The sequence below is a fragment of the Fundidesulfovibrio sp. YSD1 genome, from assembly GCF_055397115.1.
In genome coordinates, this window is the sequence record NZ_AP043666.1 from 772,250 (window position 1) to 795,607 (window position 23,358).

Sequence of the window (23,358 nt, forward strand, 5' to 3'; positions counted from 1 at the left end):
CCAGGCCCGGGGCCTGACCGGCGGCAAACCAAGGAGCGCCCTTAATGGCCGACGAGACCCCGAAACACCAGTGGCGGCTGCCCGAGAAAGGCCGCGAGCAGCTGAAGGAACTTTTCAAGGAACTGAAGGACCCCGTCCACCTGGACGTCTTCACCCTGGCCGGAGCCAACGACGTCTTCAACGACTTCGTCACGGGCTTCGCCGCCGACCTGGCCCACATCTCGGACAAGATCATCGTGGCCGGGCACGCCGTGGGCTCGGAGCGCGCCAAGGCCCTGGGCGTCACCCACTCGCCCACCGTGCTCGTGGAGCCCGGGCGCTACAACATCCGCTTCGCCGGGTCTCCGCTGGGCGAGGAAGGCCGCACCTTCCTGGAGGCCATCCTCATCGCCTCCCGGCGCGACTCCGGGCTTTCGGCCAAGTCCCGCCGGACGCTCAAGGAGCTCTCGGAGAAGCGCACGGTGAAGGTGTTCGTCACCCCCACCTGCCCCTACTGCCCGGCCCAGGCCGTGCACGCCATCCGCGCGGCCGTGGAGCGCCCGGACCTCGTGGAGGCCTGGTGCGTGGAGATCGGCCAGATGCCCCACCTGGCCGACCGCTACGGCGTGGGCAGCGTGCCCCAGACCAACTTCAACGACGCCCTGAACATCCTCGGCCTTGAGCCCGAGGAGCGCTTCATCGAGGAACTGGTCCTGCTCAAGGACCTGGGCCAGGCCCCCGCGACGCCCAGGCACGCCCCGGGCGAGACCATCGCCGTGGACTGCCTGATCCTGGGCGCGGGCCCGGCCGGGCTCACGGCGGGCATCTATGCCGGGCGCGCTGGCATGAAGACCGTGATCCTGGAGCGAGGGGTCATCGGCGGGCAGGTCTCGCTGACCCCGGTGGTGGAGAACTACCCGGGCTTCGCCAACATCCCGGGCATCACGCTCATGGAGATCATGTCCGCCCAGGCCAGGCAGTACTGCGAGGTCATCCAGGAGGAGCCCGTAAGGCTCGCGGCGGACAAGGACGAGGTCACGGCCGAAACGAGCAGCTACACCTTCAAGGCCAAGGCCCTGCTCCTTGCCACCGGGGCCACCTGGAAGAAGCTCGGCGTGCCCGGGGAGGACACCTACTTCGGACGCGGCGTGAACTACTGCGCCACCTGCGACGGCTACCTCTACAAGGGCCGCAAGGTGCTGGTGGTGGGCGGGGGCAACACCGCGCTCACGGACGCGCTCTATCTCAAGAACCTGGGCGTGGACGTGACCCTCGTGCACCGCCGCGACGCCTTCCGGGGCGAGCGCCACCTGAGCGACTCCGTGAAGCGCGAGTCCATCCCCACGCTCATGGGCTACGTGGTGGAGGAGATCCTGGGCGACGTGAAGGCCACGGGTGCGAGGCTGAAAAACGTGGCCACCGGGGAAATCAAGGAGGTCCCGGCGGACGGGGTGTTCGTGGCTATCGGCGAGACCCCGAACTCGGAGCCCGCGAAGATTCTGGGATGCGAACTGACCGAAGAAGGCAACATCGTGGTGGACCAGCGCCTGCACACGAACGTCCCGCGCGTCTACGCGGCGGGGGACGTGACCGGCGGCGTGCGCCAGATCATCACAGCCGTGGGCCAGGGAGGCGCGGCCGCGCTGTCGATCTTCGAGGACCTGGCCCGCGAGGGCGCGCAGAAGGGCTGAAAGCGGGGCTCTGCCCCGGCAGGGCTTCGCCCTGCACCCACCAGGGCTCTGCCCTGGACCTGCAAGGGGCAGTGCCTGCCCCTTGACCCGGCGATAGCTTCGCGGGCTTCACCCCCGCAACGGCGGGATACGGGGGGGATCAATCCTTGGAGATGCCGAGCTTCTTCAGCCGCGAATCGAAGGTGGAGCGGTTCACCCCGGCCTGCTTGGCGGCCTTGGTGACGTTCCAGCGGTGCCTGTCCAGAAGCTCAAGGGCGTAGGCGCGTTCCAATGCCTCCCAGGTCATGGAGGACAGGTCCGCGGCCCCCTGCGGCGGGGCCGGGCAGGCTTCGGGGCAACCGGCGGCCGGGGCCGCGCTCCGGCGCCCGTTCCCGGCCTCGGCGGCCACGTGGGCCGGAAGGTCCTGCGCTCCGGCCGTATCGCCCTCCACCACGGTGAGCACGTACTTCACCAGGTTCTCCATCTCCCGGATGTTGCCCTTCCAGGAGTAGGCGCACAGGACATCCCTGGCCTCGGGCGAGAGGCGCTTGGCTGGCAGGCCCATGCGCAGGCTGTCGCGCTTGAGGAAGAAGTCCAGGAGCTCGCCGACGTCCTCGCGGCGCTCGCGCAGGGCGGGCAGGTGCAAAGGCAGCACGTTCAGGCGGTAGAAGAGGTCCTCGCGGAACTCGCCCTGCTCCATGGCCTTCAGGAGGTCCTTGTTGGTGGCGGAGACCACGCGGACGTCCACGGTGCGCGTGGCCGGGGCGCCCAGGGGCTTGACCTCGCCGTTCTGGATCAGGCGCAGGATCTTGGCCTGGAGCGCCGGGGCCATGTCCCCGATCTCGTCCAGAAAGACCGTGCCGCCCTCGGCGGCCTCGAAGAGCCCGGTCTTGTCGCGGTCCGCCCCGGTGAACGCGCCCTTGCGGTAGCCGAAGAGCTCGCTCTCGAGGAGCGTCTCCGGGATGGCCGAGCAGTTCTGCACCAGAAAGGGCTTGTCGCGCCGGGGGCTTGCCTGGTGGATGGCCTGGGCGAAGAGCTCCTTGCCCGTGCCGGACTCGCCGGTGATGAGCACGGGAAAATCCGTGCGCGCGTACGCCTGCACCTTCTTCATGGCCTCGCGCACGGCCGGGGAGCGGCCCAGGATGGGCGGCTGGTCCTTGAAGCGCTCCAGGGCGGACTTGAGCCCACGGCATTCGCGCTCCTTGCGCTCGAAGGCCAGGGCCTGGCCCAGGGCGATGGAGCCCACGGCCACCAGGTGCTCCAGAAGCTCCAGGAAGTCCTTGCGCAGGTTCAGGCGGCTGCCCTTGGCGGCCGTGTCGATGAGTTCCACCGCGCCGTAGACCGACCCGTCGGAGAGAAGCAGCGGATAGCAGAGGATGAGCGTGCTCTTGGCCGAAAGCCCGTGTTCCAGCTCCTTGTAGTGGCGCGGGTCGCGCACGGGCTCGGCGATGGTCATGCGCGCGTTGGCGATGACCCAGCCCACCACGCTGGGCTTGTCCGCCGGGATCTCCACGCCCAGGATGCGCTCGCTCTCCTCCCCGGCCGCCTCGATGCAGGCGATCATTCCGTCCTGGCGCACCCAGAGGGAGCCGCGCTCCACGTTCTGCGCGGCCAGGAGCATTTCGAGGAAACGGCGCTGGAAGGTCTTGGGGTCCAACTCCTCGAAGATGGCGCGGGTGAATTCCAGGACCTTCTCAAGCATGCGGCACTCCGGGACGGCTGCGGGGTTGGCGCGGGAGGCGAGCCCGGGGAGGCGTCGGCCGCCTCGCCGGTTCGGCAAAAAAGCTGCGTCTTCTTAAGCAGTTCCCGGTCAGGATTTCAAGGTGAATCGCCAGGAGCAGAATTCGCCCTCCCCGAGCGGATCGGGCGGGCAGGCCAGGCAGCGGGTCTCGATGCGCGGATCGACGAAGCGCGCGAAGGCCTCGTACTCCGTGACCCCGGCGGACTTGCAGGGGTAGTCGGCCAGCCCCTTGCGCCGCCGGGCGGACTGCACGCGGCAGTCCAGCAGGCGAAGCGTGAGGGAGCCGCCCTCCCTCGACATTTCGATCTCGTTGATGCGGGAGTTGAAGCGCTCGCGAAGCGCCGCTTCCAGCCCTTCCAGGCCGCAGGCTTCCGGCAGCCCGAGCAGGGCCTTCACGCGCAGGGCTTCGAGCGGCGCGAAGCGCGCCCAGCAGGTGTCGTTGACGCGCTTGGCCCCGTCCATCCCGGCCAGGGACTCGACCGCCTGGAACCAGACCCCGTCCAGGCCCAGCCAGAGCTTGGCCAGCTCGCCGCGAAGCTCCCCGAGCCTTTCGGCGGGCAGGGACTCGAACGGGTTCTCCCCGCCGCAGAGCCGCTTGAGAGCCAGCGACATCCCCAGCCGCCCCGCCTTCTCCTCGGCCTGAAGGGCCTTCTCGATGCCGAACTGGTGCACGGTCTCCGCGAACCAGAGCCCGTAATGGACGGCGATCAGCCTGACGGCTTCGAGGAGGGACGCGGCCGCGTCGGGCTCGTTTTTTGGGGAGTTCGAGGACATGGCGTTTCTCCTTCGGGAGCCGGGCGCCGCCTGGTGGGGGGTGGCCAGGCACCACGGTCGTGAGCGATACGGAGTGAAAACCAGCTTCAACGCGGCACAGAAGCCCGCCAAAAGGATCGGAAACCAGCCCGGCAACCGTACAAAAGCCTGCCAGGATCGCGAAAGCATTCCCTCCTGCCTCCCCCTCGACCGCGCAAACAGGCGCGCCCCCGTGGCGAGGCCTGGCGGGCGGGGCTTGCGCGGCTCGGAGGTCATCTTGCGCTGGCGCTTGCGCCAGAGGGCCTTCAGGCCCGGCAGCTTGGATGACCTCCGGGACGTGCGAGCACCGCCCGCCAGGCCCCGCCACGGGGGCGCGCCCTTACATCACTCTTACTCTACTCTTGCTTTTAACTCTTATACTCTTACGCCCGGCTGAACTTGCGGTACTTGATGCGGTGCGGCTGGTCCGCCTCGTGGCCGAGCCTGGCCTTCCTGTCCGCCTCGTACTCGGAGTAGTTGCCGTCGAACCACACTGCCTTGGAGTCGCCCTCGAAGGCCAGGATGTGCGTGGCGATGCGGTCCAGGAACCAGCGGTCGTGGCTGATGATCAGCGCGCAGCCCGCGAAGTTCACCAGCGCGTCTTCCAGGGCGCGCATGGTGTTCACGTCCAGGTCGTTGGTGGGTTCGTCCAACAGCAGGACGTTGGCCCCGCTTTTGAGCATCCTGGCCAAAAACACGCGGTTTCTCTCGCCGCCGGAGAGCACGCCGACCTTCTTCTGCTGCTCCGGGCCGGTGAGGCCGAAGCGCGCCACATACGCGCGCGAGCTCACTTCCTTGCGGCCCAGCATCACGGTGTCCTTGCCTTCGCTGATGGCCTCCCAGACGCTCATGTCGTCCTTCAAGGCCTCGCGGGACTGGTCCACGTGGGCGAGCACCACGGTGTCGCCCAGGGTCAGCGCGCCCGCGTCGGGCTGCTCCTTGCCGGTGATCATGCGGAACAGCGTGGACTTGCCCGCGCCGTTGGGGCCGATGATGCCGACGATGGCGCCGGGCGGGACCAGGAAGTTCAGGTCCTCCACCAGCAGGTTCTCGCCGAAGCCCTTGGACACGCCCACGGCCTCGATGACCTTGTTGCCCAGGCGCGGCCCGGCCGGGATGTAGATTTCCAGGTCCCCGGCGGCCTTTTCCGATTCCTGGCTGGCCAGGGACTCGTAGGCGCTGATGCGGGCCTTGCTCTTGGCGTGGCGTCCGCGCGGGCTCATCCTGATCCACTCGAGCTCGCGCTCGAGGGTTTTCCTGCGGTCGGCCTCGGCCTTCTCCTCGTTCTGCAGGCGCTCCTGCTTCTGCTCCAGCCAGGAGGAGTAGTTGCCCTTCCAGGGGATGCCCCGGCCGCGGTCGAGCTCGAGGATCCACCCGGCCACGTTGTCCAGGAAGTAGCGGTCGTGGGTCACGGCGATGACCGTGCCGGGGTAGGTGTGCAGGTGGTGCTCCAGCCAGGCCACTGTCTCGGCGTCCAGGTGGTTGGTGGGTTCGTCCAGGAGCAGGATGTCGGGCTGCCTGAGCAGCAGGCGGCAAAGGGCCACGCGGCGCTTCTCGCCGCCGGAGATGACCTTCACCGGGGTGTCGGGCGGCGGGCAGCGCAGGGCGTCCATGGCCATGTCCAGGCGTGAGTCGATGTCCCAGGCGTTCGCGGCGTCGAGCTTCTCCTGCACCTGGCCCTGGCGCTCGATGAGCGCGTTCATCTCGTCGTCGTCCATGGGCTCGGCGAACTTGGCGTTGATCTCCTCGAACTCGCGCACCAGGGCCATGGTCTCGGCCACGCCCTCCTCCACCACCTCGCGCACGGTCCTTTCCTCGTTGAGCAGGGGCTCCTGCTCCAGAAAGCCCACGGTGTAGCCCGGGGCGAGCACGGTCTCGCCCTGGAAGTCCTTGTCCACCCCGGCCAGGATCCGAAGCAGCGTGGACTTGCCCGAGCCGTTCATGCCCAGCACGCCGATCTTGGCCCCGTAGAAGTAGGACAGGGAGATGTTCTGGAGGATGGGTTTCTTGTCGTGGAACTTGGAAACCCGCATCATGGAGTAGATGATCTTGTTGTTCGGTTCGGACACTGTCTGGCACCTCTTGGGGAAATTTCTATCGGGATGCGCGCGGGCCGTGGCGGCCCGCTTGAGCGGGAAATGGCCCTGACGCCGCTTGGCCTCAGCCCGCCCGGCCGCGCCCGAAGGCCAGCCTGGCGGCGGCGAGGTCCAGGGCCGCGCAGCCCACGGACTTGTAGAGCACCGGGCCGGACAGTTCAAGCCGCGAGTCCACCTTTTCGAGGGGCGTCACCGCGCCGAAATCGACCCCGGCCAGGATCAGGTCCCCGGCCTCGGCGCGGGCCGCGTCCAGGTCGTCCACGAAGGCGCGGCAGCGGCGCACGAGCCCGGCGGGTATCTCGGCGCGGGTGGGGGAGAACGAACCCACGGCCGCGATGAACGCGTCCTGGCGGACGTTCTCGCCGATGACGGGCTCCGGGCTGTTGGTGGCGGTGATGATGAGCGAGGCCCGGGCCAGGGCCTCGTCCGCGCCCTTCACGGCCACGGCGTTCACCCCGGCCGAAGCCAGGCGCGCGGCCAGGGCGGCTGCGCGCTCGAAGGAGCGCGACGCCACGAACACCTCCTCCACGCCCAGGCCCGTGGAGAAGGCCATGGCGTGGGACAGGGCCTGCACGCCCGAGCCCACCACGAGAAGTGGCCCCGAGAGGTCCGGGGCCAGGCGCTCGGCGGCCAGCAGCGACGCGGCGGCGGTGCGCCTGGCCGTCACCTCCGGGCCGTCCAGGATGCCCAGGCGCTCGCCCGTGTCCGCGCGCATGGCCACCACCTCGCCGATGATCAGCGGCAGGCCGCGATCCTTGTTGGCCGGGCACACGGTGACGAGCTTGGTCACGGCGGTCTCGCCGTCGCCGGCGGGCATCACGAGGAGCACCCCGCCGTCCGGCAGGGGCAGGCTCAGCCGTTCGGGGCAGGCCACCCTGCCCCGGGCCTTCAGGGCCAGGGTGCGGGCGATCTCGTCGCTCAGGGGCACGTAGGGCAGGAGCGCGGCCGTGGCGGCCGCGTCGTGGAGCTTGGTCATGCGGTCATCCGTCCTTGGGGTTCGGCTTTCGCTCAGGCCGCCCGGGCGCTCCCGCGCCCTGTGGCGTACCTGCGCTTCAGCCAGTTCTGGGCCTGGTCCAGGTAGGTGTAGACCACGGGGGTCAGGTAGAGCGTGACCACCTGGGAGATGGCCAGGCCTCCGGCAACGGCCAGGCCCAGGGGCTGGCGCGCCCCACCGCCCGCGCCGAAGGCCATGGCGATGGGCAGGATGCCCGCGATGGCGGCCACGGTGGTCATCATGATCGGCCGGAAGCGCGTGATGCAGCCCTCGAAGACCGCCTCGTGCGCGGGCTTGCCGGTCTTCTCGGCCTCGATGGCGAAGTCGATGACCATGATGGCGTTCTTCTTCACGATGCCGATGAGCATGATCACGCCCACGAAGCCGTAGAGGTCGAGCTCGCGCCCGAAGACCAGGAGCGTGAGCAGCCCCCCCAGGGCGGCCGAGGGCAGGCCTGAAAGGATGGTGATGGGGTGCACGAAGCTCTCGTAGAGCACGCCCAGGATGATGTAGATCACCACCACGGCCAGAAGCAGCAGGAAGGGCACGCTGGCCGCAGACTCCTTGAAGGCCGTGGCCTGGCCCTCGAAGATGTGGCTCACGTCGCCGGGCAGCTCGGCCTGGGCCAGCTTCTCGATGGCGGCCACGGCCTGGCCCAGCGACGAGCCCGGGGCCGTGTTGAAGGAGATGGTCACGCTGGTGAGCTGGCCGGTGTGGTTCACGGTGATCGGCCCCACGCCCTCCTCGATGGAGACGAGGTTGGACAGGGGCACGAGCTTGTCCTTGTTCTTGTCCTTGTTGTTCTCCAGGTCCGGCTGGACGTAGAGCTTGGAAAGCAGCGACGGGTCGCGCTGGTAGCGCTGCTCCACCTCGATGATCACGCGGTAGGTGTCGGTGGTGGCGTAGATGTTCGATATCTGGCGCGCCCCGTAGGCCGACCAGAGCGCGGTCTCGATGGCCTTGGCCGAGATGCCGTAGCTGGCGGCCTTGTCGCGGTCGATGCTCAGGCGCACCTGGGGGCCGTCTATCTGCATGTCGGAGTTGACGTCCTGCAGCTCGGGCAGGCCGCGCATCTTCGTCTCCATGTCGCGCGCGGCCGCGTAGAGCCTGTCCACGTCGGGGGAGAGCAGTGTGAACTGGTAGAGCGCGCGCGTGGTGCGCCCGCCGATCTGGATAGCCGGGGGGTTGAACATGAAGGGGCGCAGCCCGCTGACGTTCGAGACCGCCCCGCGCAGCTGGTTCAGCACCGTGTCGATGTCGTCCTTGCGCTCCGAGGCGGGCTTGACCAGCGTGAAGAAGGCCGCGTTGTTCATGGACGTGTTGGGCCCGCCCACGCCCACGATGCCCACCACCTTATTCACGTTGGGGTTCTGCGAGACTGCGCCCGCGACCTCCAGGATGCGGCTCCTCATGGTGTCGAAGGAGGCGCTCTGCTCGGCCTGGGCGTAGCCGTAGATGAAGCCGGTGTCCGTGGTGGGGATGAACCCGGTGGGCACCTTGGTGAAGAGCCACAGGGTGAGCCCCATCACGCCGAAGCTGGCCATGAGCGTGGCGAAGCGGTGGCGCAGCACGAAGCGCAGACTGACCTCGTAGAGCCGCTCCAGGCCCTTGAACAGCCTGCCCGAATGGCCCACGGCCCCGCCGCGCAAGAACTGGCTGCAGAGCATGGGCGTGAAGGAGAGCGTCACGAAGCCCGAGACGAAGATGGCGATGGTGATGGTCACGGCCAGCTCGTTGAGCACCCGGCCCAGGATGCCCGCCATGAACATGATCGGCACGAAGACCACGGCCAGGGAGATGGTCATGGAGACGATGGTGAAGCCGATCTGGCGCGCGCCATCCAGGGAGGCCAGCATGGGCGGCTTGCCCATCTCCATGTGCCTGACGATGTTCTCCAGCATGACGATGGCGTCGTCCACGATGAAGCCCACGGCCAGCGTGAGCGCCATGAGCGAGAGGTTGTCCAGCGAGAAGCCGAACTGCTTCATCACCGCGAACGTGCCGATGAGCGCGGCCGGGAGCGCCAGGCTCGCTATCACCGTGGCGCGGATGTTCTTCAGGAACAAAAAGACCACCGCCACCACCAGGGCCACGGCCAGGCCCATGGTGAACTTCACGTCCTCCACGGACTCCCGGATGGTCTGGGAGCGGTCGTACATGACCTCGAACTCGATGGACTGGGGCAGCGTGGCCTGGATGGAGGGCAGAAGCGCCCTGATGTCGTTGACCACCTTGATGGTGTTGGTGCCGGGCTGGCGGCGCACGGCGATGGTGATGGAGGGGGTGTCGTTGTGGAAGGAGGCGTTGCGGTTGTTTATGGTGGAATCCACCACCGCGCCCAGGTCGTCCAGACGGATGGGCTTGCCGTTGCGCCAGGCCACCACCTGCTCCAGGTACTGCCTGGCGTCCATGAGCATGCCCTTGACCTTGATGGTGTAGAGCTTCACGTCGCCGTAGAGCGAGCCGGTGGGCAGGTTCACGTTCTCGGCCTGGACCGCGTCCGCCACCTGGTTGATCGACAGGTTGTAGGCGGCCAGCCTGTCCGGGTTCACGCGGATGCGCGGGGAATAGGTCTGGTCGCCGAAGATCAGCACCTGGGACACGCCCGAGACCATGGAAATGCGCTGGGACACGAAGGTCTTGGCGAACTCCGTGAGCTTGTACAGGGGCAGCGTGGGCGAGCGCATGCCGATGTAGAGGATGGGCACGTCCGCCGGGTTGACCTTCTGGTAGGTGGGCGGGTTGGGCAGGTTGGGCGGCAAATAGCCCGAGGCCGCCGAGATGGCGGTCTGCACGTCGGAGCCCGCGCCGTCGATGTTTCGCCCGAGCTCGAACTGCAGGACGATGGTGGACTGCCCCAGGGTGTTCACCGAGTTCATGGAGGTGATGCCCGCGATGGTGGAGAACTGCTTCTCCAGGGGCGTGGCCACCGAGGAGGCCATGGTCTCGGGGTCGGCCCCGGGCAGCTGCGCCGTGACCTGGATGGTGGGGAAGTCGATGGCCGGCATCTCGGAGACCGGCAGCGTCCTGTAGGCCGTGATGCCCAGGAACATGAGCCCCAGGGTGATGAGCGCCGTGGCGATGGGGCGCTTGATGAAGACGTCGGTCATGAACCGGCTCCGGGACCGCGTGGCCCCGCCCCGGCCTGGTCCTGGCCCGCGACGCTCACCGGCCCGCCCGGGGCCACGCGGATGACGCCCTCGGTGATCACCGTCTCGCCCGCGGCCAGGCCCTCCAGCACCACCACATCCTTGCGCCCCACCTGGCGGCCGGTGACCACCTTGCGCAGCTGCGCCCTGGACGAGGCGTCCACCACGAACACGAACGAGCCGTCCTGGCGGGTCATCACCGCGTCGTAGGGGATGACCACGCGGTCCTTTTCAACGGCCACCGTGGCCGTGACCGTGACGAACTGGCCGGGCCAGAGCGTGAGCGACTCGTTGTCGAAGCGCGCCTGGAGCACGATCATGCCGGTCTGCACGTCCAGGGTGTTGTCGATGGCCGTGAGCACCCCCGTCTCCTTGAGGTCCTGCTCGTCCTTGGGGAAGCGGGCGGAGGTTTTGATGGCCTCCTTGCCGTAGTACTGGCGCACCAGGGCCAGGTCCTTCTCGGTGACGGAGAAGCGCACCAGCACGGGCTGGACCTGGTTTACGGTGACGATGGTGGTGGTGTAGGCGCTGACGCTGTTGCCCGGCTTGACCAGCTGGTAGCCCGCCACGCCCGTGGCCGGGGAGGCGATGCGGCAGTAGGCCAGGTCGATGCGCGCGCTCTCGAGCGCGGCCTGGTCCGCCTGGACCTGGCGCCAGCCGGTTTCGAAGTCGGTGCGGCGCTGCTCGTACTCGTCCTGGCTGACAACGGCCTGGCGCACGAGCTCCCGGTAGCGCAGGTAGTCGCGCCCGGCCTGCTCGGCCTTGGCCCAGTCGCGGTTCAGGGCGGCGCGGGCCTCGGCCAGCCGGGCCTCGAAGGGCGCGGCGTCGATCTCGGCCAGGGGCTCGCCCTCGCGCACCAGCCTGCCCTCCTCGAACCTGAGCGCCGAGAGCCTGCCCGTCACCTGGGCCTGCACGGCCACGGTGCGCTGGGCCACCACGTTGCCCACGCCCGTGACGGTCACGGGGGCGTCGGCCAGCTGGGCCTTGATGGCCTTGACGTTCACGGGCCGCTGCGGCGGGGCCTCTTTCTTCTTGTCGCAACCGGGCAGGACGGCAAAGGCGAGGACGAGGGCAAGGATGATTCTCACGGCGAACGCCTCGGCGTTATGTGTTTTGCCGGATGGTTATCCGGTTTGCGCGCCCGCGTCCAGAACGCCGGGGCGCGGAGCGGGGAGGCCGCCCCGGGCCACGGTCCGCTGGAAACGGGCGCGGAGTCTCTAAACAGCGCCGTTCCCGCTTGCGCCCGGCCCAGGCGCGGGTTAGGAAGGCCCCTTCGGCGCCGCGGTTCAGGCGCGACACCTCAAACAGCACAGTCCGGTTCAAAATGGGTAAATTCATTTCCTTCCTTCTTTTGCTGATCCTGGTCGCGCTCGGAGTGGGCGCGTACTTCTTCACCAGGGACATGACCGCCCCCGAAGTGTCCCTCGCCCCCGAGCGCGCCTCCACCGGGGCCAAGCGCGAGTTCACCCTCGCCGCGCGCGACCCGGGCGCGGGCGTGAAATCCGTGAAGGTCTCCGTGCTCCAGGCCCAGAAGGAAACCGTCCTCGTCCAGAAGACCTTCGAGCCCGCCCCGCACCAGGTCACCGAGGCCTTCACCCTGGAGCAGGCCGGGCTGCGCGAGGGCCAGTTCGACCTGATCGTGGTGGTCACGGACAAGTCCGTGTTCAACTTCGGCGCGGGCAACACCACGCGCGTCACCCGCACCATGACCCTGGACAACCGCCCGCCCGTGATCAGCGTGCTGTCGCTGGCGCACAACATCAAGCAGGGCGGCGTGTGCGGCGTGGTCTACCAGATCAACAAGGAAGTGGAGCGCTCCGGCATCGTGGTGGGCGACCAGTTCTTCCCCGGCTACAAGCTGCCCTCGGGCAACTACGCCTGCCTCTTCGCCTTCCCCTGGAACATGGACCCCCGGAACTTCCAGCCCAAGCTGTACGCCGAGGACTCGGCGGGCAACGAGCGCTCCATCACCTTCCGCTACCAGGCCAAGCCCACCAAGTTCAAACACGACAGCATAAACGTGGGCGACGACTTTTTGCAGTCCAAGATGCCCCAGTTCGAGACCATGTACCCCGACATCAAGGACCCGGCCCAGCTCTACGTGAAGGTCAACCGCGACCTGCGCAAGGAGAACGTGGCCAGGCTCCACGAGTTCGCCAAGAAGACCGCGCCCGAGATGCTCTGGGAGGGGGCCTTCCTGCGCCTGCCCAACGCCGCGCCCAGGGCCGCCTTCGGCGACGGGCGCACCTACCTGTACAAGGGCCAGAAGATCGACGAGCAGACCCACCTGGGCGTGGACCTGGCGTCGCTCGAGAACGCGCAGGTCCCGGCGGCCAACGGCGGCCGGGTGATCTTCACCGGGTTCTTCGGCATCTACGGCAACGCCGTGATCATAGACCACGGCTGGGGGTTGCAGACCATCTATTCGCACATGTCGCAGATCGGCGTGAAGGAAGGCGACATGGTCAAGAAGGGCGACATCATCGGCAACACCGGGGCCACCGGCCTGGCCGCGGGCGACCACCTGCACTTCGGCGTGGTCCTGAACGGCATCGAGGTGCAGCCCATCGAATGGTGGGACCCGCACTGGATCAAGGACAACATCACCGGCAAGTTCCAGTAGGCCCCCGGGACGATTGGAAGCAAGGCCCGGAGCGCACCGCAGCGCTCCGGGCCTTTTTCGTCGCCCAGTGCCCCGGGAGGCATTGCCGTGGCCTGAAAATCCGGTATGCAAAGGCAAGGACCGCCGCCCGGCGGCAGCAAGCTCCAAGGAGACACCCATGAAAGCGCAGCTCCTGCACTCCTTCGGCGAAAAGCCCGACTTCCACCCCGCCGACGTGGCCAAGCCCGAGGTCAAGCCCGGCCGCGTGCTCGTGCGCGTGGCCGCCACCAGCGTGAACCCCGTGGACATCAAGATACGCACCATGAAACCGGCCTTCGCGCCGCACCTGCCCGCCATCCTGGGCATGGACCTGGCCGGGGTGGTCGAGGAGGCGGGCGAGGGCGTCACGGGCTTCAAGCCCGGCGACGAGGTGTTCGGCTGCGCCGGGGGGCTGGCGGACATGCCCGGGGCCCTGGCCGAGTACATGACGGCCGACGCCAGGCTCCTGGCGAAGAAACCCAGCAGCCTGACCATGCTCCAGGCGGCGGCCCTGCCGCTCGTGACGATCACCGCCTGGGAGGCCCTGTTCGACCGCGCCCGGCTGGCCCCGGGCCAGCACGCGCTGATCCACGCCGGAGCCGGAGGGGTCGGGCACGTGGCCGTGCAGCTGGCCAAGGCCTGCGGAGCGCGCGTGGCCGCCACGGTGTCCTCGGAGGAAAAGGCCCGCCTGGCCACATCCTTCGGAGCCGACGAAATCGTGAACTACCGCCAGGAGGCCGTGGACACCTACATCTCGCGCCTGACCGGCGGCAAGGGCTTCGACGTGGTGTTCGACACCGTGGGCGGCCGGACCCTGGACGATTCCATGAAGGCGGCCAGGATCATGGGCGTGGTGGCCTCCACCAACACGCGCTCCACGCACGACCTCTCCCCGGCCCACGCCAAGGGCCTGACCCTCTCGGTGGTGTTCATGCTCCTGCCGCTCGTCACGGGCGAAGGCCGCGAGCGCCACGGGCAGATACTCTCGCTGGCCGCCGAGCTCGCGGCCAAGGGCCAGCTCAAGCCGCTCCTGGCCGAGCGCATCTTCTCCCTGGCCGAGATCGGCCAGGCGCACGACTACCTGGCCTCCGGCAAGGCCGTGGGCAAGGTGGTGGTGGAGATAGCCTAGATGCGACCGGAGAGGGCGCCGCCCTCTCCGGGCCTCTCCCGGCAGGGGGAGCGCCTCCCCCTGCACCCGGCAAGAGCTTCGCGCCGTTCACCGGGTGCAACGCAATGGCCGCCTAGCGCAAGAGTTCCAGGTTCATGAGAATATCCACCTGGCTGCCCATGACGCCCATTTTCTTGAAGCCGCCGTCGCTGACGTGGTAATCGAGCATGTCCAGGGCGAAGCGCGCCCTGAACCCCGCCACCTGCTTGCCCTTTTCCATGGGCGAGGTGACAACGCCCAGGAACTCGAAGGGTATCTCCACGGGCAGCGTCACGTCCTTGATGGTCATGCTGCCCTTGGCCACGTAGCGCCCGCCGCCCAGGACCGCTATCTCCTTGCTGACGAAGCGCATGGAGGGAAAAGACGCGGCGTTGAAGAAGTCCTTGCTCTTCAGGTGCTCGTCGCGCTTGGGCACGCCGGTGTCGATGCTCGCTATGTCCACGGTGACGTCGATGCGGCTGCCCGCCAGGTTCTCGGGGTCGAAGCGCACGACACCGGAGAAGGAGTCGAAGCGCCCGGGGATGTCCGCCAGGATGTGCTTGACGAAAAAGAGCACCGAGCAGTGCGGCGGGTCGAAGCTCCACTCGGGCGCTTCGTTGCTCGCGGAGCGAACCGAAGCGGCCCCGAGCAGGACACCCAGGGCCGCCAGGACGAGAACGGTCTTTCGCATCATCATTCCTTTTTGAAGAGCTTCAGATACTGGCCGTAGCCTTCTTTTTCGAGGTCCTCGGCGGGGACGAACCTGAGCGCGGCCGAGTTCATGCAGTAGCGCAGGCGCGTGGGGGGCGGGCCGTCCTCGAAGACGTGGCCCAGGTGCGAGCCGGCAAGGCGCGAGCGTACCTCGGTGCGCGTGGCGAAGAGCGAGCGGTCCTCCCGCGTGACGATGTTTCCGGGCTCCAGGGGCCGCGTGAAGCTCGGCCAGCCCGTGCCGGAGTCGTACTTGTCCAGCGAGGAGAAGAGCGCCTCGCCCGAGACCACGTCCACGTAAATGCCCTGGCGCTTGTTGTCGTTGTATTCGTTGTTGAAGGGCGGCTCCGTGCCCTCGTGCTGCGTCACCTTGTACTGCATGGGGGTGAGCGACTTCTTGAGCTCGGCGTCGGAAGGCTTGGCGAAGGGCCTTGGCGGAGGCACGGGCTGGGCCGCTCCCTGGGGAGCGCCCTTTTCGGCCTCCTCGCCCCAGGTCTTCTTGAGGAACTGGTCGCGGCCCGAGCCGAAGCGGTAGTAGTTATAGCGGATGGGGTTATGCTTGTAATAATCCTGGTGGTAGTCCTCGGCCGGGTAGAAGCTCTCGAAGGGGACTATCCCCGTGACGATGGGCCTGGCCCCGAACTTGCCGGAGCGGGCCAGGGCGTCGCGGGACTGCTCGGCCACGCGCTTCTGCTCATCGTCGCGGTAGAAGATCACCGAGACGTACTGCCTGCCCCTGTCCACGAACTGGCCGCCCGCGTCGGTGGGGTCCACGTGGCGCCAGAAGTACTCGACCAGGTCGGCGTAGCTCAGCCTGGACGGATCGTAATAGACCTGCACCGACTCCACGTGTCCGGTCGTTCCCGCCGAGACCTGGTCGTAAGTGGGGTTCGGCTCCTTGCCGCCGCTGTAGCCCGAGATGACCCGGACGACGCCCGGCAGCTTCTCGAAGTCGGACTCCGTGCACCAGAAGCAGCCGCCGGCGAACGTGGCCACGGCCTCCCCGGCCTTCGGCTCGAGGTCCTGGGAGGTCACCGCCTGGGCGCCCTCCCCCAGCGGCCAGATGCAGCCAGCAGCGACCAAGGTGAAAAACCACGCCGTGGTACGTCCGAACATCTTCATGCAATAAACCTCGTCGTGAAGCGAAGGCGCGAAGGCGTCAAACGGCGATGGCCGTGGCCAGGCGGGCGTGGTCCACGAAGCCCCAGCGCAGGGCCTCCTCCTCTTCCACCCAGGGGCTGGCGTCGCGGTGCTGGACGATGACGCCCATGTCGTCCGCGAAGGTGAAATCGCCGCTGCCGTCGTAGCGCAGGATCGCGCCGTGGTTGGTTTTCAGGCCCTGCCTGGGAGCGATCATGCCGACGATTTCCCCGGTGACGCCATCGAGAACCGGAAGAGAGAGCCAACCGCGCATAACGTGCCTCCTTGGTAGGATTGAATCGCAACATCAAGCCTAAACGGCTTATCTCCTCAATAGCACGGACAGGAGGCGAAGCAACGAAAAAAGACGGGAGTCACCCGTCTTTTTTGTTCGTTCTTTGCAACAGACTAATTTTTATTGAAGAATAAAAATGGCCAGCGGTCAGCCTCGCGCACGGCCCGGTTTGCGGGGGGGCTTGGGGCCGCGAGGGCGGGAATTCCCGGCGCCGCCACCCTTGGAGGGCGCGTCCTGCCGCGCGCCCCGCCCTTCACGCGCGGGGTTCGCGGATTTGCCGTCCTGGCGGCTTCGGCGGTCGCCTTCACCTGTCCGGGCCTTGCCTCCCCTGCCGTCAGGCCCACGGTGGCGCTCAACGCCTCCCGGGCCGGTCAGCGCGGCGTGCTGGCGCAGGCGCTCGGCGTCTGTCCTGGCCACGTGCAGGGGCTCGCCGTCCGGCCCCACGCCGGAGAAGAACATGGCCGCGGCCATGGTCCCGGGCAGCGGGATGAAGCACTGCACCTGGCTGGGCTTCCAGCCCCGCCCGGCGAGCCAGCGCGAGAGCTCGCGCATGTCCTCCTCGGTGCAGCCCGGGTGGGCGCTCATGAGGTAGGGCACGACGTACTGCTCCTTGCCCGCCTTGCCGGATTCGGCCGCGAAGAACTCCACGAAGCGCTCGAACACGGAAAACGGCGGCTTGCGCATGAGCTTCAGCACCCGGGCCGAAGAGTGCTCCGGGGCCACCTTGGCCTGGCCACCCGTGAACTCGCGCACCATGGGCCCCAGCGCCGAGGGTTCGGCCAGCCCCAGGTCCATGCGCCAGCCGCTGGCCACGCGCACGTGGCGCACGCCGGGCACGCGGCGCACCGCGCGCAGGAGCTCCACGAATTTCACCTGCTCCACCTTGAAGTGTTTGCACACGGACGGGGTCAGGCAGCTGGCGCGCCTGCACGCGGCCATGTCCCCGGTGCAACGTCCGCCCCACATGTTGGCGCTGGGGCCGCCCACGTCGCTGACGCTGCCCGAGAAGCCGGACACGTCCGTGAGCCTGCGGGCCTCGTCCAGCACGGAAGCCCGGCTGCGCGAACGGATGCGCCGCCCCTGGTGCAGGGCCAGGGTGCAGAACGAGCACCCCCCGGCGCAGCCCCGGTGGATGTTCAGGCTGCCTTCGATCATGGCCGCCGCCGGGACGGGCTCGGAGTAGGACGGATGCGCGCGCCGGGTGAAGGCCAGGGCGTAGAGCGCGTCCAGGTCCGCGCCTTCCAGGCCCCGGCCGGGCGGGTTGAGCACGGCCAGGCGGTCCCCGCAGGCCTGCACCGCGATCTGGCGGTCCTGGTGCACGTGGCGCTCGAGAAGTTTCGTGGCCTCCACCAGAAGCGCGGGGTCGGCGAGCATCGCCTCGTGGGAAGGCAGTTCCAGAATGTCCGCACTCTCGGGCAGCTCCCCGGGGCGCACGGAATAGACGGCGCCCGGGATGGCCTGGAGAACGCCCTGGACGTCGCCGCCATCCGCCTCCAGCCGCTCGAATTCCTCTGCCAGGGCCAGGAGCGAGTGCTCGGCCATGCCGTAGAGCACGGCCGTGGCCTTGGCGTCGAAGAGGACCGAGCGCCTGAGCGAGTCGGACCAGAAATCGTAGTGCGAGGCCCGGCGAAGCGAAGCCTCGATGCCGCCCAGGACCACGGGCAGGCCAGGAAAGGCCCTCCGGACGAGGTTGGCGTAGACCACGCTCGCGCGGTTGGGGCGGCTGCCCGCGCGGCCGCCCGGGGTGTAGGCGTCGTCGGAGCGCTTCTTGCGGAAAGCCGTGTAGTGGGCGAGCATGGAGTCGAGCGACCCGGCGGTGACGCCCGCGAAAAGGCGCGGGCGGCCCATGGCGGCCACGGCCGAGGGGTCCTCCCAGGCGGGCTGGGCCACGATGCCCGTGCGGTAGCCGTGGCTGACGAGCCAGCGCCCGAGCAGCGGCGCGCCGAAGGACGGGTGGTCCACGTAGGCGTCGCCGGTGACGATGAGGACGTCCAGTTCGTCCCAGCCCAGGCGGTCCATTTCGGCCCGGGTCATGGGGAGGAATTCGGGTTGGGGGATGGGCGTGCGCGGCATGGGGGCAGTATGGTCACGAGTTTGCCGCGCGTCCAGTGCGCATCGCGCGCGGCCACGCAAAAAGGCGGCCTTTCGGCCGCCTTTTTACTTATCAGGGATTCCAAAGGGGCATGCCCTTCGGTGAACTTCCGGCGAGATGCGTCCGCGAAGCATTAGGATATACCCTCTTGTGAAGCGCGCCGACGCGCTCTTGCCACCATTATATCAGGAAACAATATCTCGGGGTTAATTTCGAAACACCCTCGATCGCACGCTCTATCCCTACCCGACATAAACAGAAATTTAAGCAATGATCCGCCCATGAGAGACGACACACCCAACTATTCGTAACAGCAAACCAGAAACAAGACAATCAAGGTCATCAATTAAAGACATACAATCGTCTTTAGGTACAATTCCATCATGCAAAAACCTACTCCTTGCGTTATACATAGAGACAAACACATTCACTTGACTTTCAGAACAGTATCCATTCAACATCCGCCTACAAGACTCAAGTTTACTCTCTCCATAATTCAACATCCCATTCAACAATTTACGCACAGACTCACTCTCATTTTCATTTTCAAAATAACCGTTTACAAGCGGCCAAATAACATCTGTAACAAATGACTTTTGTCTTTCTGAAGCATTTCTCTGACGTGAAACAATCTCAACTGCTGAAACCAATAGGAGCAAGCGTGTAACCTGATTTTTCAGAAATCGTGACGTTGTATACAGTTTCGCAGCATTAAAAACCCTCTTATCCATCGCATCAGCAAACTTTACCACCTCAAATAAACAAGACACTATGTCATGTCCACGCCCACTAATTGTACCAGTTGCATTTAAATTAATAAAACCCGGCCGCTTTGACTGCTCAACAATATTAATTCCTATTGCTTCTGGAATCAGAGTGTAACCAGTTTTCTCAAATACACCGTCAACCAGTTGGTCAGAGAACTTCAAACTAGATTTATCGTTGCCAAGAAAAACTCCACATCTAAGCCTGACACCGCACAATGTTATTGCTTTTTTCAACAACTCTCCCAGCACCGACGCCCGCTCTCTTGATTCGATGTCTTCAATTTGAATCCTAATCGCCTTCTGATCACCCCTCTCTCCGTAATTGACCTCTGCCTGAACACCATCACTTATTTTCAGTTCGATCTTACGTATCTCATCTTTGTCGAGATCAAAATTCCCATTACTTATTGCGACAAGGCGCAACATATATTTTGACATACACCCTCCAGCCATGGCTACACGCCTTAACAAAAAGGCGGCCTTTCGGCCGCCTTTTTGCTTATCAGGGATTCCAAAGGAGCTTGCCCTTCGGCCGCCGGAGGCTTTCATCACTCCGGCCTTTCTCGCTCTTACCAGGTCTTCTTGCGCTGCTCTTCCAGGGCCTTGGCCTGTTCGTCCCAGTCCTTGAAGCCCGCGTGGTTCAGGGCGTCCAGCACGGTCTCCTCCCAGTTCCAGGCGGCGTAGATCACCGGCTTGTGGAAGGCGCGGCGGAACTTCTCCAGCTCCTGGCGGTAGAAGGACTCCTTGGGGGTGTCCAGGTGGTCGCGCAGCTGGCCCGCGAGCCTGGTCTGCTCGCCCTCGTACCACTCGGAGAGGTCCTTGGCGCTCTGGTATTTCTTCAGGATGTGCTCGTACTTGTGCGACTGGAGCAGCTCGTGCAGCCGGTTCAGGTGCTGCTCGGCCAGCCAGGCGCCCAGGTTGGCCACGGGGATGTTCTGGCCTTCCACCGAGGCCACGTCGAACTTGGTCTGGTAGTAGGTGTCGGGCACCACCGAGGCGCTGACGATGCCCGCGATGGACACCAGCCCGCGCAGGATCACGCTGTTGGACACGCCCTGGCCGCAGAAGCCCACCTTCTTGCCCATCTTCTGTCCGGTGAAGATGGTGGCGAGGATGGCCCAGACCACGGCGGGGTCCTCCTCGTCGTAGATGTGCTTGAGGCTCGAGTTGTCGCGGTCCGTGGCCAGCACCATCTGGGTCATGTCGTTGGAGCCGATGGAGAAGCCGTCGAACTCCTGGATGAACTGCTTGGCCAGGATGGCGTTGGAGGGGATCTCGCTCATCAGGTGCAGCTTCAGGCCGTCCTCGCCGGAGCGCATCTTGTGCACGCGGGAGAGGTAGCGGCGCATGCTGCGGGCTTCCTCGAGGGTGCGCACGAAGGGCAGCATCATCTGGAGGTTCTTGCCGCCGAAGATCCCGCGCGCGAGCTTGAAGGACTCGATCTCCCAGTCGTGGATGTTGCGGGAGACGCCCCGGTAGCCGAGCATGGGGTTGTCCTCGAAGTTCTCGAAGAGCATGCCGCCCACCAGGTTGCGGTACTCGTTGGATTTGAAGTCGGTGGTGCGGTAGATGATGGGCTTGCCGTAGAAGGCCATGGCGAAGAGGGCGAGGTTCTGCGCCAGGGTCTGGACGTAGAGCTCCTTGCCGGTGCGGTAGCCGCGCGAGCGCAGCTGCTTGGCGATGCGGCCGGGCAGGGTGCGCACCTCTTCCATGTCGCGCTGGATGCCCACCTGGCGGGCGATCTCGGCGCGCATGGTCTTGATCTTCTCGATGGTCTCCACGATGAGCGGCTCGTGGGCCACGGCCTGGGCGCGCTCGCCCACGTGGGCCTTGAGTTCCATGCGGCGCTTCACGGCGTCGGCGTGGTTGGAGCCGTCCTGGAGTTCTTCCCAGTAGCCCATGATCACGGCCACGTGGTCGTCCAGGCTCACGGAGGTCTTGAGCACGTCCAGGCGGCGGGTGGCGTTGCCCAGGTACTCGTCGAGCTTCTTGTCCAGCTCGCGCAGCCTGCGGTGGATGGCCAGCACCTCGTCGGTGCCGCGCGCGCCTTCGCGCTCGGTGAGCTGCTCGAGCTCCTTGGCCAGGCCGGTGACCAGGCCCACGTACTGCCTGAGCTTCAGGTCCATGGGGATGTAGCCGGCGGCCATCTGCTCCTTGATGACCTTGGTCAGGCTCATCTCGTAGTCCTGGAGCTTCTTCTCCACCAGCTGGTTGAGCGTGCCCTGGTCGTAGGCCTCGAGGGCCATGGGGTGCACGCCGATGTTGCCCAGCATGAACTCGGCGCGCAAAAGGCCCACCTCGAAGTCGGGCATTGTGCGCAGGCGCGACAGGAACAGCGCCTGGCCCACGTCGGCCAGGATCAGGCCGATCTTGGTCTTGGTGGCGGGCAGCTTGGAGAGGTCCATCTCGCCGCCCACGGCCACCAGGGGCAGAAGGCCCCGGTAGGCCAGGCCGCGAGAGCCGTCCACGGTGACTTCCTGGCCGTCCAGGGAGCGCAGGAGCTCCGCGCGCTGGATGCCGATGACCGCCGGGATGCCGAGTTCGCGCGAGGTGATGGCCGCGTGCGAGGTGTCGCCGCCCACGTCGGCCAGGATGGCCGAGGCCACGCGCATGCCCGGGACCATGTCCGGGTCGGTGCGCTCGGCGGCCAGGATGTCGCCCTTGTTGATCTTGTTGAGCTCGAGCGCCGAGCGCAGGAAGCGCACGGTGCCCTGCCCCGCTCCGCGCGAGGCCCCGTTGCCCTCGAGGATCACCTCGGCGCGGGCAAGGGCGTTCTTGTCCACCTCCATGCGGCGCATGAAGATGGTGTCGGGGTGCAGCTCGAATTCCTCGTTCCAGCGGGTCTCGGGCCTGGCCTGCACGAACCAGAGCCTTTCGGACTGGTCGATGCAGAACTCGGTGTCCATGATCATGCCGCCGTAGGCCTTGGAGATCTGGCGCACGCCCCTGGCGACCTCCTCGGCCTGGGCCAGGGAGAGCGCCCAGCGGTAGGCCTCGAGCTCGTCCACGGGGACGATCTTGGTGCCGCCGCGCTCGTCGTAGATGATCTTCTTGTCCTTGAAGCCCATGAAGCGGATGACCACCTCGCGGGCATCCTCGCTCTGGAACACGAAGAGCTTGTCCGGGGTGACCATGCCGCCCACCACGGCCTCGCCGAGGCCGTAGGAGCAGTCGATGGAGACCAGGTCGTGGCGGTCGGTGCCCCGGCAGCCCGTGGCGGTGTCGGCGGAGAAGGCCGTGCCCGAGATCACCGGGTTGATCATGCGCATGATGCACACGGAGAGCGAGGTGTTCTCGATGGCCCACTCGTGCTTGGCCTTCTCGGCGATGGTGTCGTCGCCGGTGCGCTCGGCCAGCTGGACCGCGTCCAGGATGGCCTCGCGGCGGTAGGTCATGGAGCGCAGGTTGTAGGCCGAGGCGCAGTCCCACTGGTAGGCTTCCACCACGCGGTCGTCGCCCACGATGTTCAGGTAGGTGTCCTGGAGGCCCGCGAAAGCCTTCTTGCGCGAGTCCTCGCCCGCGGCGGAGGAGCGCACGGCCACGGGCACGTCCTCGAGGCCCGCGTCGCGGCAGATCTCCTGGTAGGCGCTGCGCACGGCGTCGGCCACGTCGGCGGGCATCTCCACGCAGAGGATGGCCACCTGCACCAGCACGGAGCGCTTGCGCAACTGGTCGATGCCCTCGGGGGAGGTGGCGAAGCCTTCGACCACGTTGTTGACGAAGGTGCGCAGCTTGATGAGCGTGGCCTTCTCCTGGGCGGAGGCCTTCACCTCCTGGGCCAGGGTGCGCGTGAAATGCTTGAGGAACTCGGGGTCCTTGTTGACCTCTTCGCCGGTCCAGTCGATGCGATTGTATTCGTGGTCCACGGTCTGGCGGATGAGGGCCGCGTTGACCTTGGTCTCGTCGAGGAGCTTGTGGAAAGCCTGGGAGGACACGGCCCTGAACTGGGGGGCGCGGATGCCGGGTACCTGGCTGATGATGGCGGTGTTGTAGTTCTTGCCCCCGACCAAGAGCTCGGCCTCCTCGCCCATGGCGACGATGTCCGCGCCGTTGAGGATGAGCTTTTTCGCTATTTCTTTCGTGTCTTTGGCGGGAGCGTTGGGGCTGGCTTTAGCCATTCGTTTCCTCCTGATATGTCCAGGGATTG

General features: G+C 66.6%; 15 protein-coding genes. 3 read left to right on the forward strand and 12 right to left on the reverse strand.

All coding sequences use genetic code 11. The features are described 5' to 3' along the window. Positions 1-44: 44 nt before the first annotated feature. Positions 45-1,670 (forward strand): FAD-dependent oxidoreductase, encoded by a 1,626-nt coding sequence (locus ACZ5V4_RS03645; RefSeq protein ID WP_464316817.1) that lies wholly within the window; start codon positions 45-47, stop codon positions 1,668-1,670. Positions 1,671-1,809: 139 nt separating this feature from the next. On the opposite strand, the gene ACZ5V4_RS03650 is transcribed toward ACZ5V4_RS03645, so the two are convergent. From ACZ5V4_RS03650 to ACZ5V4_RS03675, 6 genes are all read right to left on the reverse strand, one after another. After that, positions 1,810-3,351 (reverse strand): sigma-54 interaction domain-containing protein, encoded by a 1,542-nt coding sequence (locus ACZ5V4_RS03650; RefSeq protein WP_464316818.1) that lies wholly within the window; start codon positions 3,349-3,351, stop codon positions 1,810-1,812. A gap of 108 nt (positions 3,352-3,459) precedes the next feature. Next, positions 3,460-4,164, reverse strand: a complete 705-nt coding sequence (locus tag ACZ5V4_RS03655) for a DUF6125 family protein (protein WP_464316819.1) — start codon at positions 4,162-4,164, stop codon at positions 3,460-3,462. A 401-nt stretch (positions 4,165-4,565) separates the two neighbouring features. Next, positions 4,566-6,251, reverse strand: coding sequence for an energy-dependent translational throttle protein EttA (gene ettA / locus ACZ5V4_RS03660; RefSeq protein WP_464316820.1), 1,686 nt, complete (start codon positions 6,249-6,251; stop codon positions 4,566-4,568). A gap of 91 nt (positions 6,252-6,342) precedes the next feature. Continuing rightward, positions 6,343-7,254 carry a delta(1)-pyrroline-2-carboxylate reductase family protein gene (locus ACZ5V4_RS03665; protein WP_464316821.1) on the reverse strand — a complete coding sequence of 304 codons (912 nt, stop codon included), beginning with the start codon at positions 7,252-7,254 and terminating at the stop codon, positions 6,343-6,345. A 32-nt stretch (positions 7,255-7,286) separates the two neighbouring features. Next, on the reverse strand, positions 7,287-10,382 hold the full coding sequence (locus ACZ5V4_RS03670; RefSeq protein ID WP_464316822.1) for an efflux RND transporter permease subunit: 3,096 nt from the start codon (positions 10,380-10,382) through the stop codon (positions 7,287-7,289). Further along, positions 10,379-11,509: an efflux RND transporter periplasmic adaptor subunit gene (locus ACZ5V4_RS03675; RefSeq protein WP_464316823.1), complete on the reverse strand. Its 1,131-nt coding sequence runs from the start codon at positions 11,507-11,509 to the stop codon at positions 10,379-10,381. The genes ACZ5V4_RS03670 and ACZ5V4_RS03675 overlap by 4 nt, the downstream gene beginning before the upstream one ends. Positions 11,510-11,745: 236 nt before the next feature. On the opposite strand from ACZ5V4_RS03675, the gene ACZ5V4_RS03680 reads away from it, so the two are divergent. Then, entirely contained in the window at positions 11,746-13,044 is a 1,299-nt protein-coding gene (locus ACZ5V4_RS03680) for a M23 family metallopeptidase (RefSeq protein WP_464316824.1), read from the forward strand. 157 nt (positions 13,045-13,201) lie between these two features. Beyond that, positions 13,202-14,191, forward strand: a complete 990-nt coding sequence (locus ACZ5V4_RS03685) for a zinc-dependent alcohol dehydrogenase family protein (protein ID WP_464316825.1) — start codon at positions 13,202-13,204, stop codon at positions 14,189-14,191. Between the two features lie 112 nt (positions 14,192-14,303). On the opposite strand, the gene ACZ5V4_RS03690 is transcribed toward ACZ5V4_RS03685, so the two are convergent. From ACZ5V4_RS03690 to ACZ5V4_RS03715, 6 genes are all read right to left on the reverse strand, one after another. After that, positions 14,304-14,900, reverse strand: a complete 597-nt coding sequence (locus ACZ5V4_RS03690) for a YceI family protein (protein ID WP_287495542.1) — start codon at positions 14,898-14,900, stop codon at positions 14,304-14,306. A gap of 2 nt (positions 14,901-14,902) precedes the next feature. Continuing rightward, positions 14,903-16,033, reverse strand: a complete 1,131-nt coding sequence (gene msrB, locus ACZ5V4_RS03695) for a peptide-methionine (R)-S-oxide reductase MsrB (protein ID WP_464317808.1) — start codon at positions 16,031-16,033, stop codon at positions 14,903-14,905. Positions 16,034-16,076: 43 nt separating this feature from the next. Then, positions 16,077-16,331, reverse strand: coding sequence for a hypothetical protein (locus tag ACZ5V4_RS03700; protein WP_464316826.1), 255 nt, complete (start codon positions 16,329-16,331; stop codon positions 16,077-16,079). 168 nt (positions 16,332-16,499) lie between these two features. Next, positions 16,500-18,425, reverse strand: coding sequence for a YgiQ family radical SAM protein (locus tag ACZ5V4_RS03705; RefSeq protein ID WP_464316827.1), 1,926 nt, complete (start codon positions 18,423-18,425; stop codon positions 16,500-16,502). Between the two features lie 282 nt (positions 18,426-18,707). Continuing rightward, entirely contained in the window at positions 18,708-19,760 is a 1,053-nt protein-coding gene (locus tag ACZ5V4_RS03710) for a hypothetical protein (RefSeq protein ID WP_464316828.1), read from the reverse strand. 20 nt (positions 19,761-19,780) lie between these two features. Continuing rightward, positions 19,781-23,329, reverse strand: a complete 3,549-nt coding sequence (locus tag ACZ5V4_RS03715) for a PEP/pyruvate-binding domain-containing protein (RefSeq protein ID WP_464316829.1) — start codon at positions 23,327-23,329, stop codon at positions 19,781-19,783. Between the last annotated feature and the right edge of the window lie 29 nt (positions 23,330-23,358).

Coding starts and splice junctions, on each gene's coding strand:
- ACZ5V4_RS03700 (WP_464316826.1), bottom strand. CDS start 16,331: ATGCGCGGTTGGCTCTCTCTTCCGGTTCTCGATGGCGTCACCGGGGAA.
- ACZ5V4_RS03680 (WP_464316824.1), top strand. CDS start 11,746: ATGGGTAAATTCATTTCCTTCCTTCTTTTGCTGATCCTGGTCGCGCTC.
- ACZ5V4_RS03685 (WP_464316825.1), top strand. CDS start 13,202: ATGAAAGCGCAGCTCCTGCACTCCTTCGGCGAAAAGCCCGACTTCCAC.
- ACZ5V4_RS03690 (WP_287495542.1), bottom strand. CDS start 14,900: ATGCGAAAGACCGTTCTCGTCCTGGCGGCCCTGGGTGTCCTGCTCGGG.
- ACZ5V4_RS03645 (WP_464316817.1), top strand. CDS start 45: ATGGCCGACGAGACCCCGAAACACCAGTGGCGGCTGCCCGAGAAAGGC.
- ACZ5V4_RS03655 (WP_464316819.1), bottom strand. CDS start 4,164: ATGTCCTCGAACTCCCCAAAAAACGAGCCCGACGCGGCCGCGTCCCTC.
- ACZ5V4_RS03715 (WP_464316829.1), bottom strand. CDS start 23,329: ATGGCTAAAGCCAGCCCCAACGCTCCCGCCAAAGACACGAAAGAAATA.
- ACZ5V4_RS03710 (WP_464316828.1), bottom strand. CDS start 19,760: ATGAAAGCCTCCGGCGGCCGAAGGGCAAGCTCCTTTGGAATCCCTGAT.
- ACZ5V4_RS03670 (WP_464316822.1), bottom strand. CDS start 10,382: ATGACCGACGTCTTCATCAAGCGCCCCATCGCCACGGCGCTCATCACC.
- ACZ5V4_RS03650 (WP_464316818.1), bottom strand. CDS start 3,351: ATGCTTGAGAAGGTCCTGGAATTCACCCGCGCCATCTTCGAGGAGTTG.
- msrB (WP_464317808.1), bottom strand. CDS start 16,033: ATGTTCGGACGTACCACGGCGTGGTTTTTCACCTTGGTCGCTGCTGGC.
- ACZ5V4_RS03665 (WP_464316821.1), bottom strand. CDS start 7,254: ATGACCAAGCTCCACGACGCGGCCGCCACGGCCGCGCTCCTGCCCTAC.
- ACZ5V4_RS03705 (WP_464316827.1), bottom strand. CDS start 18,425: ATGCCGCGCACGCCCATCCCCCAACCCGAATTCCTCCCCATGACCCGG.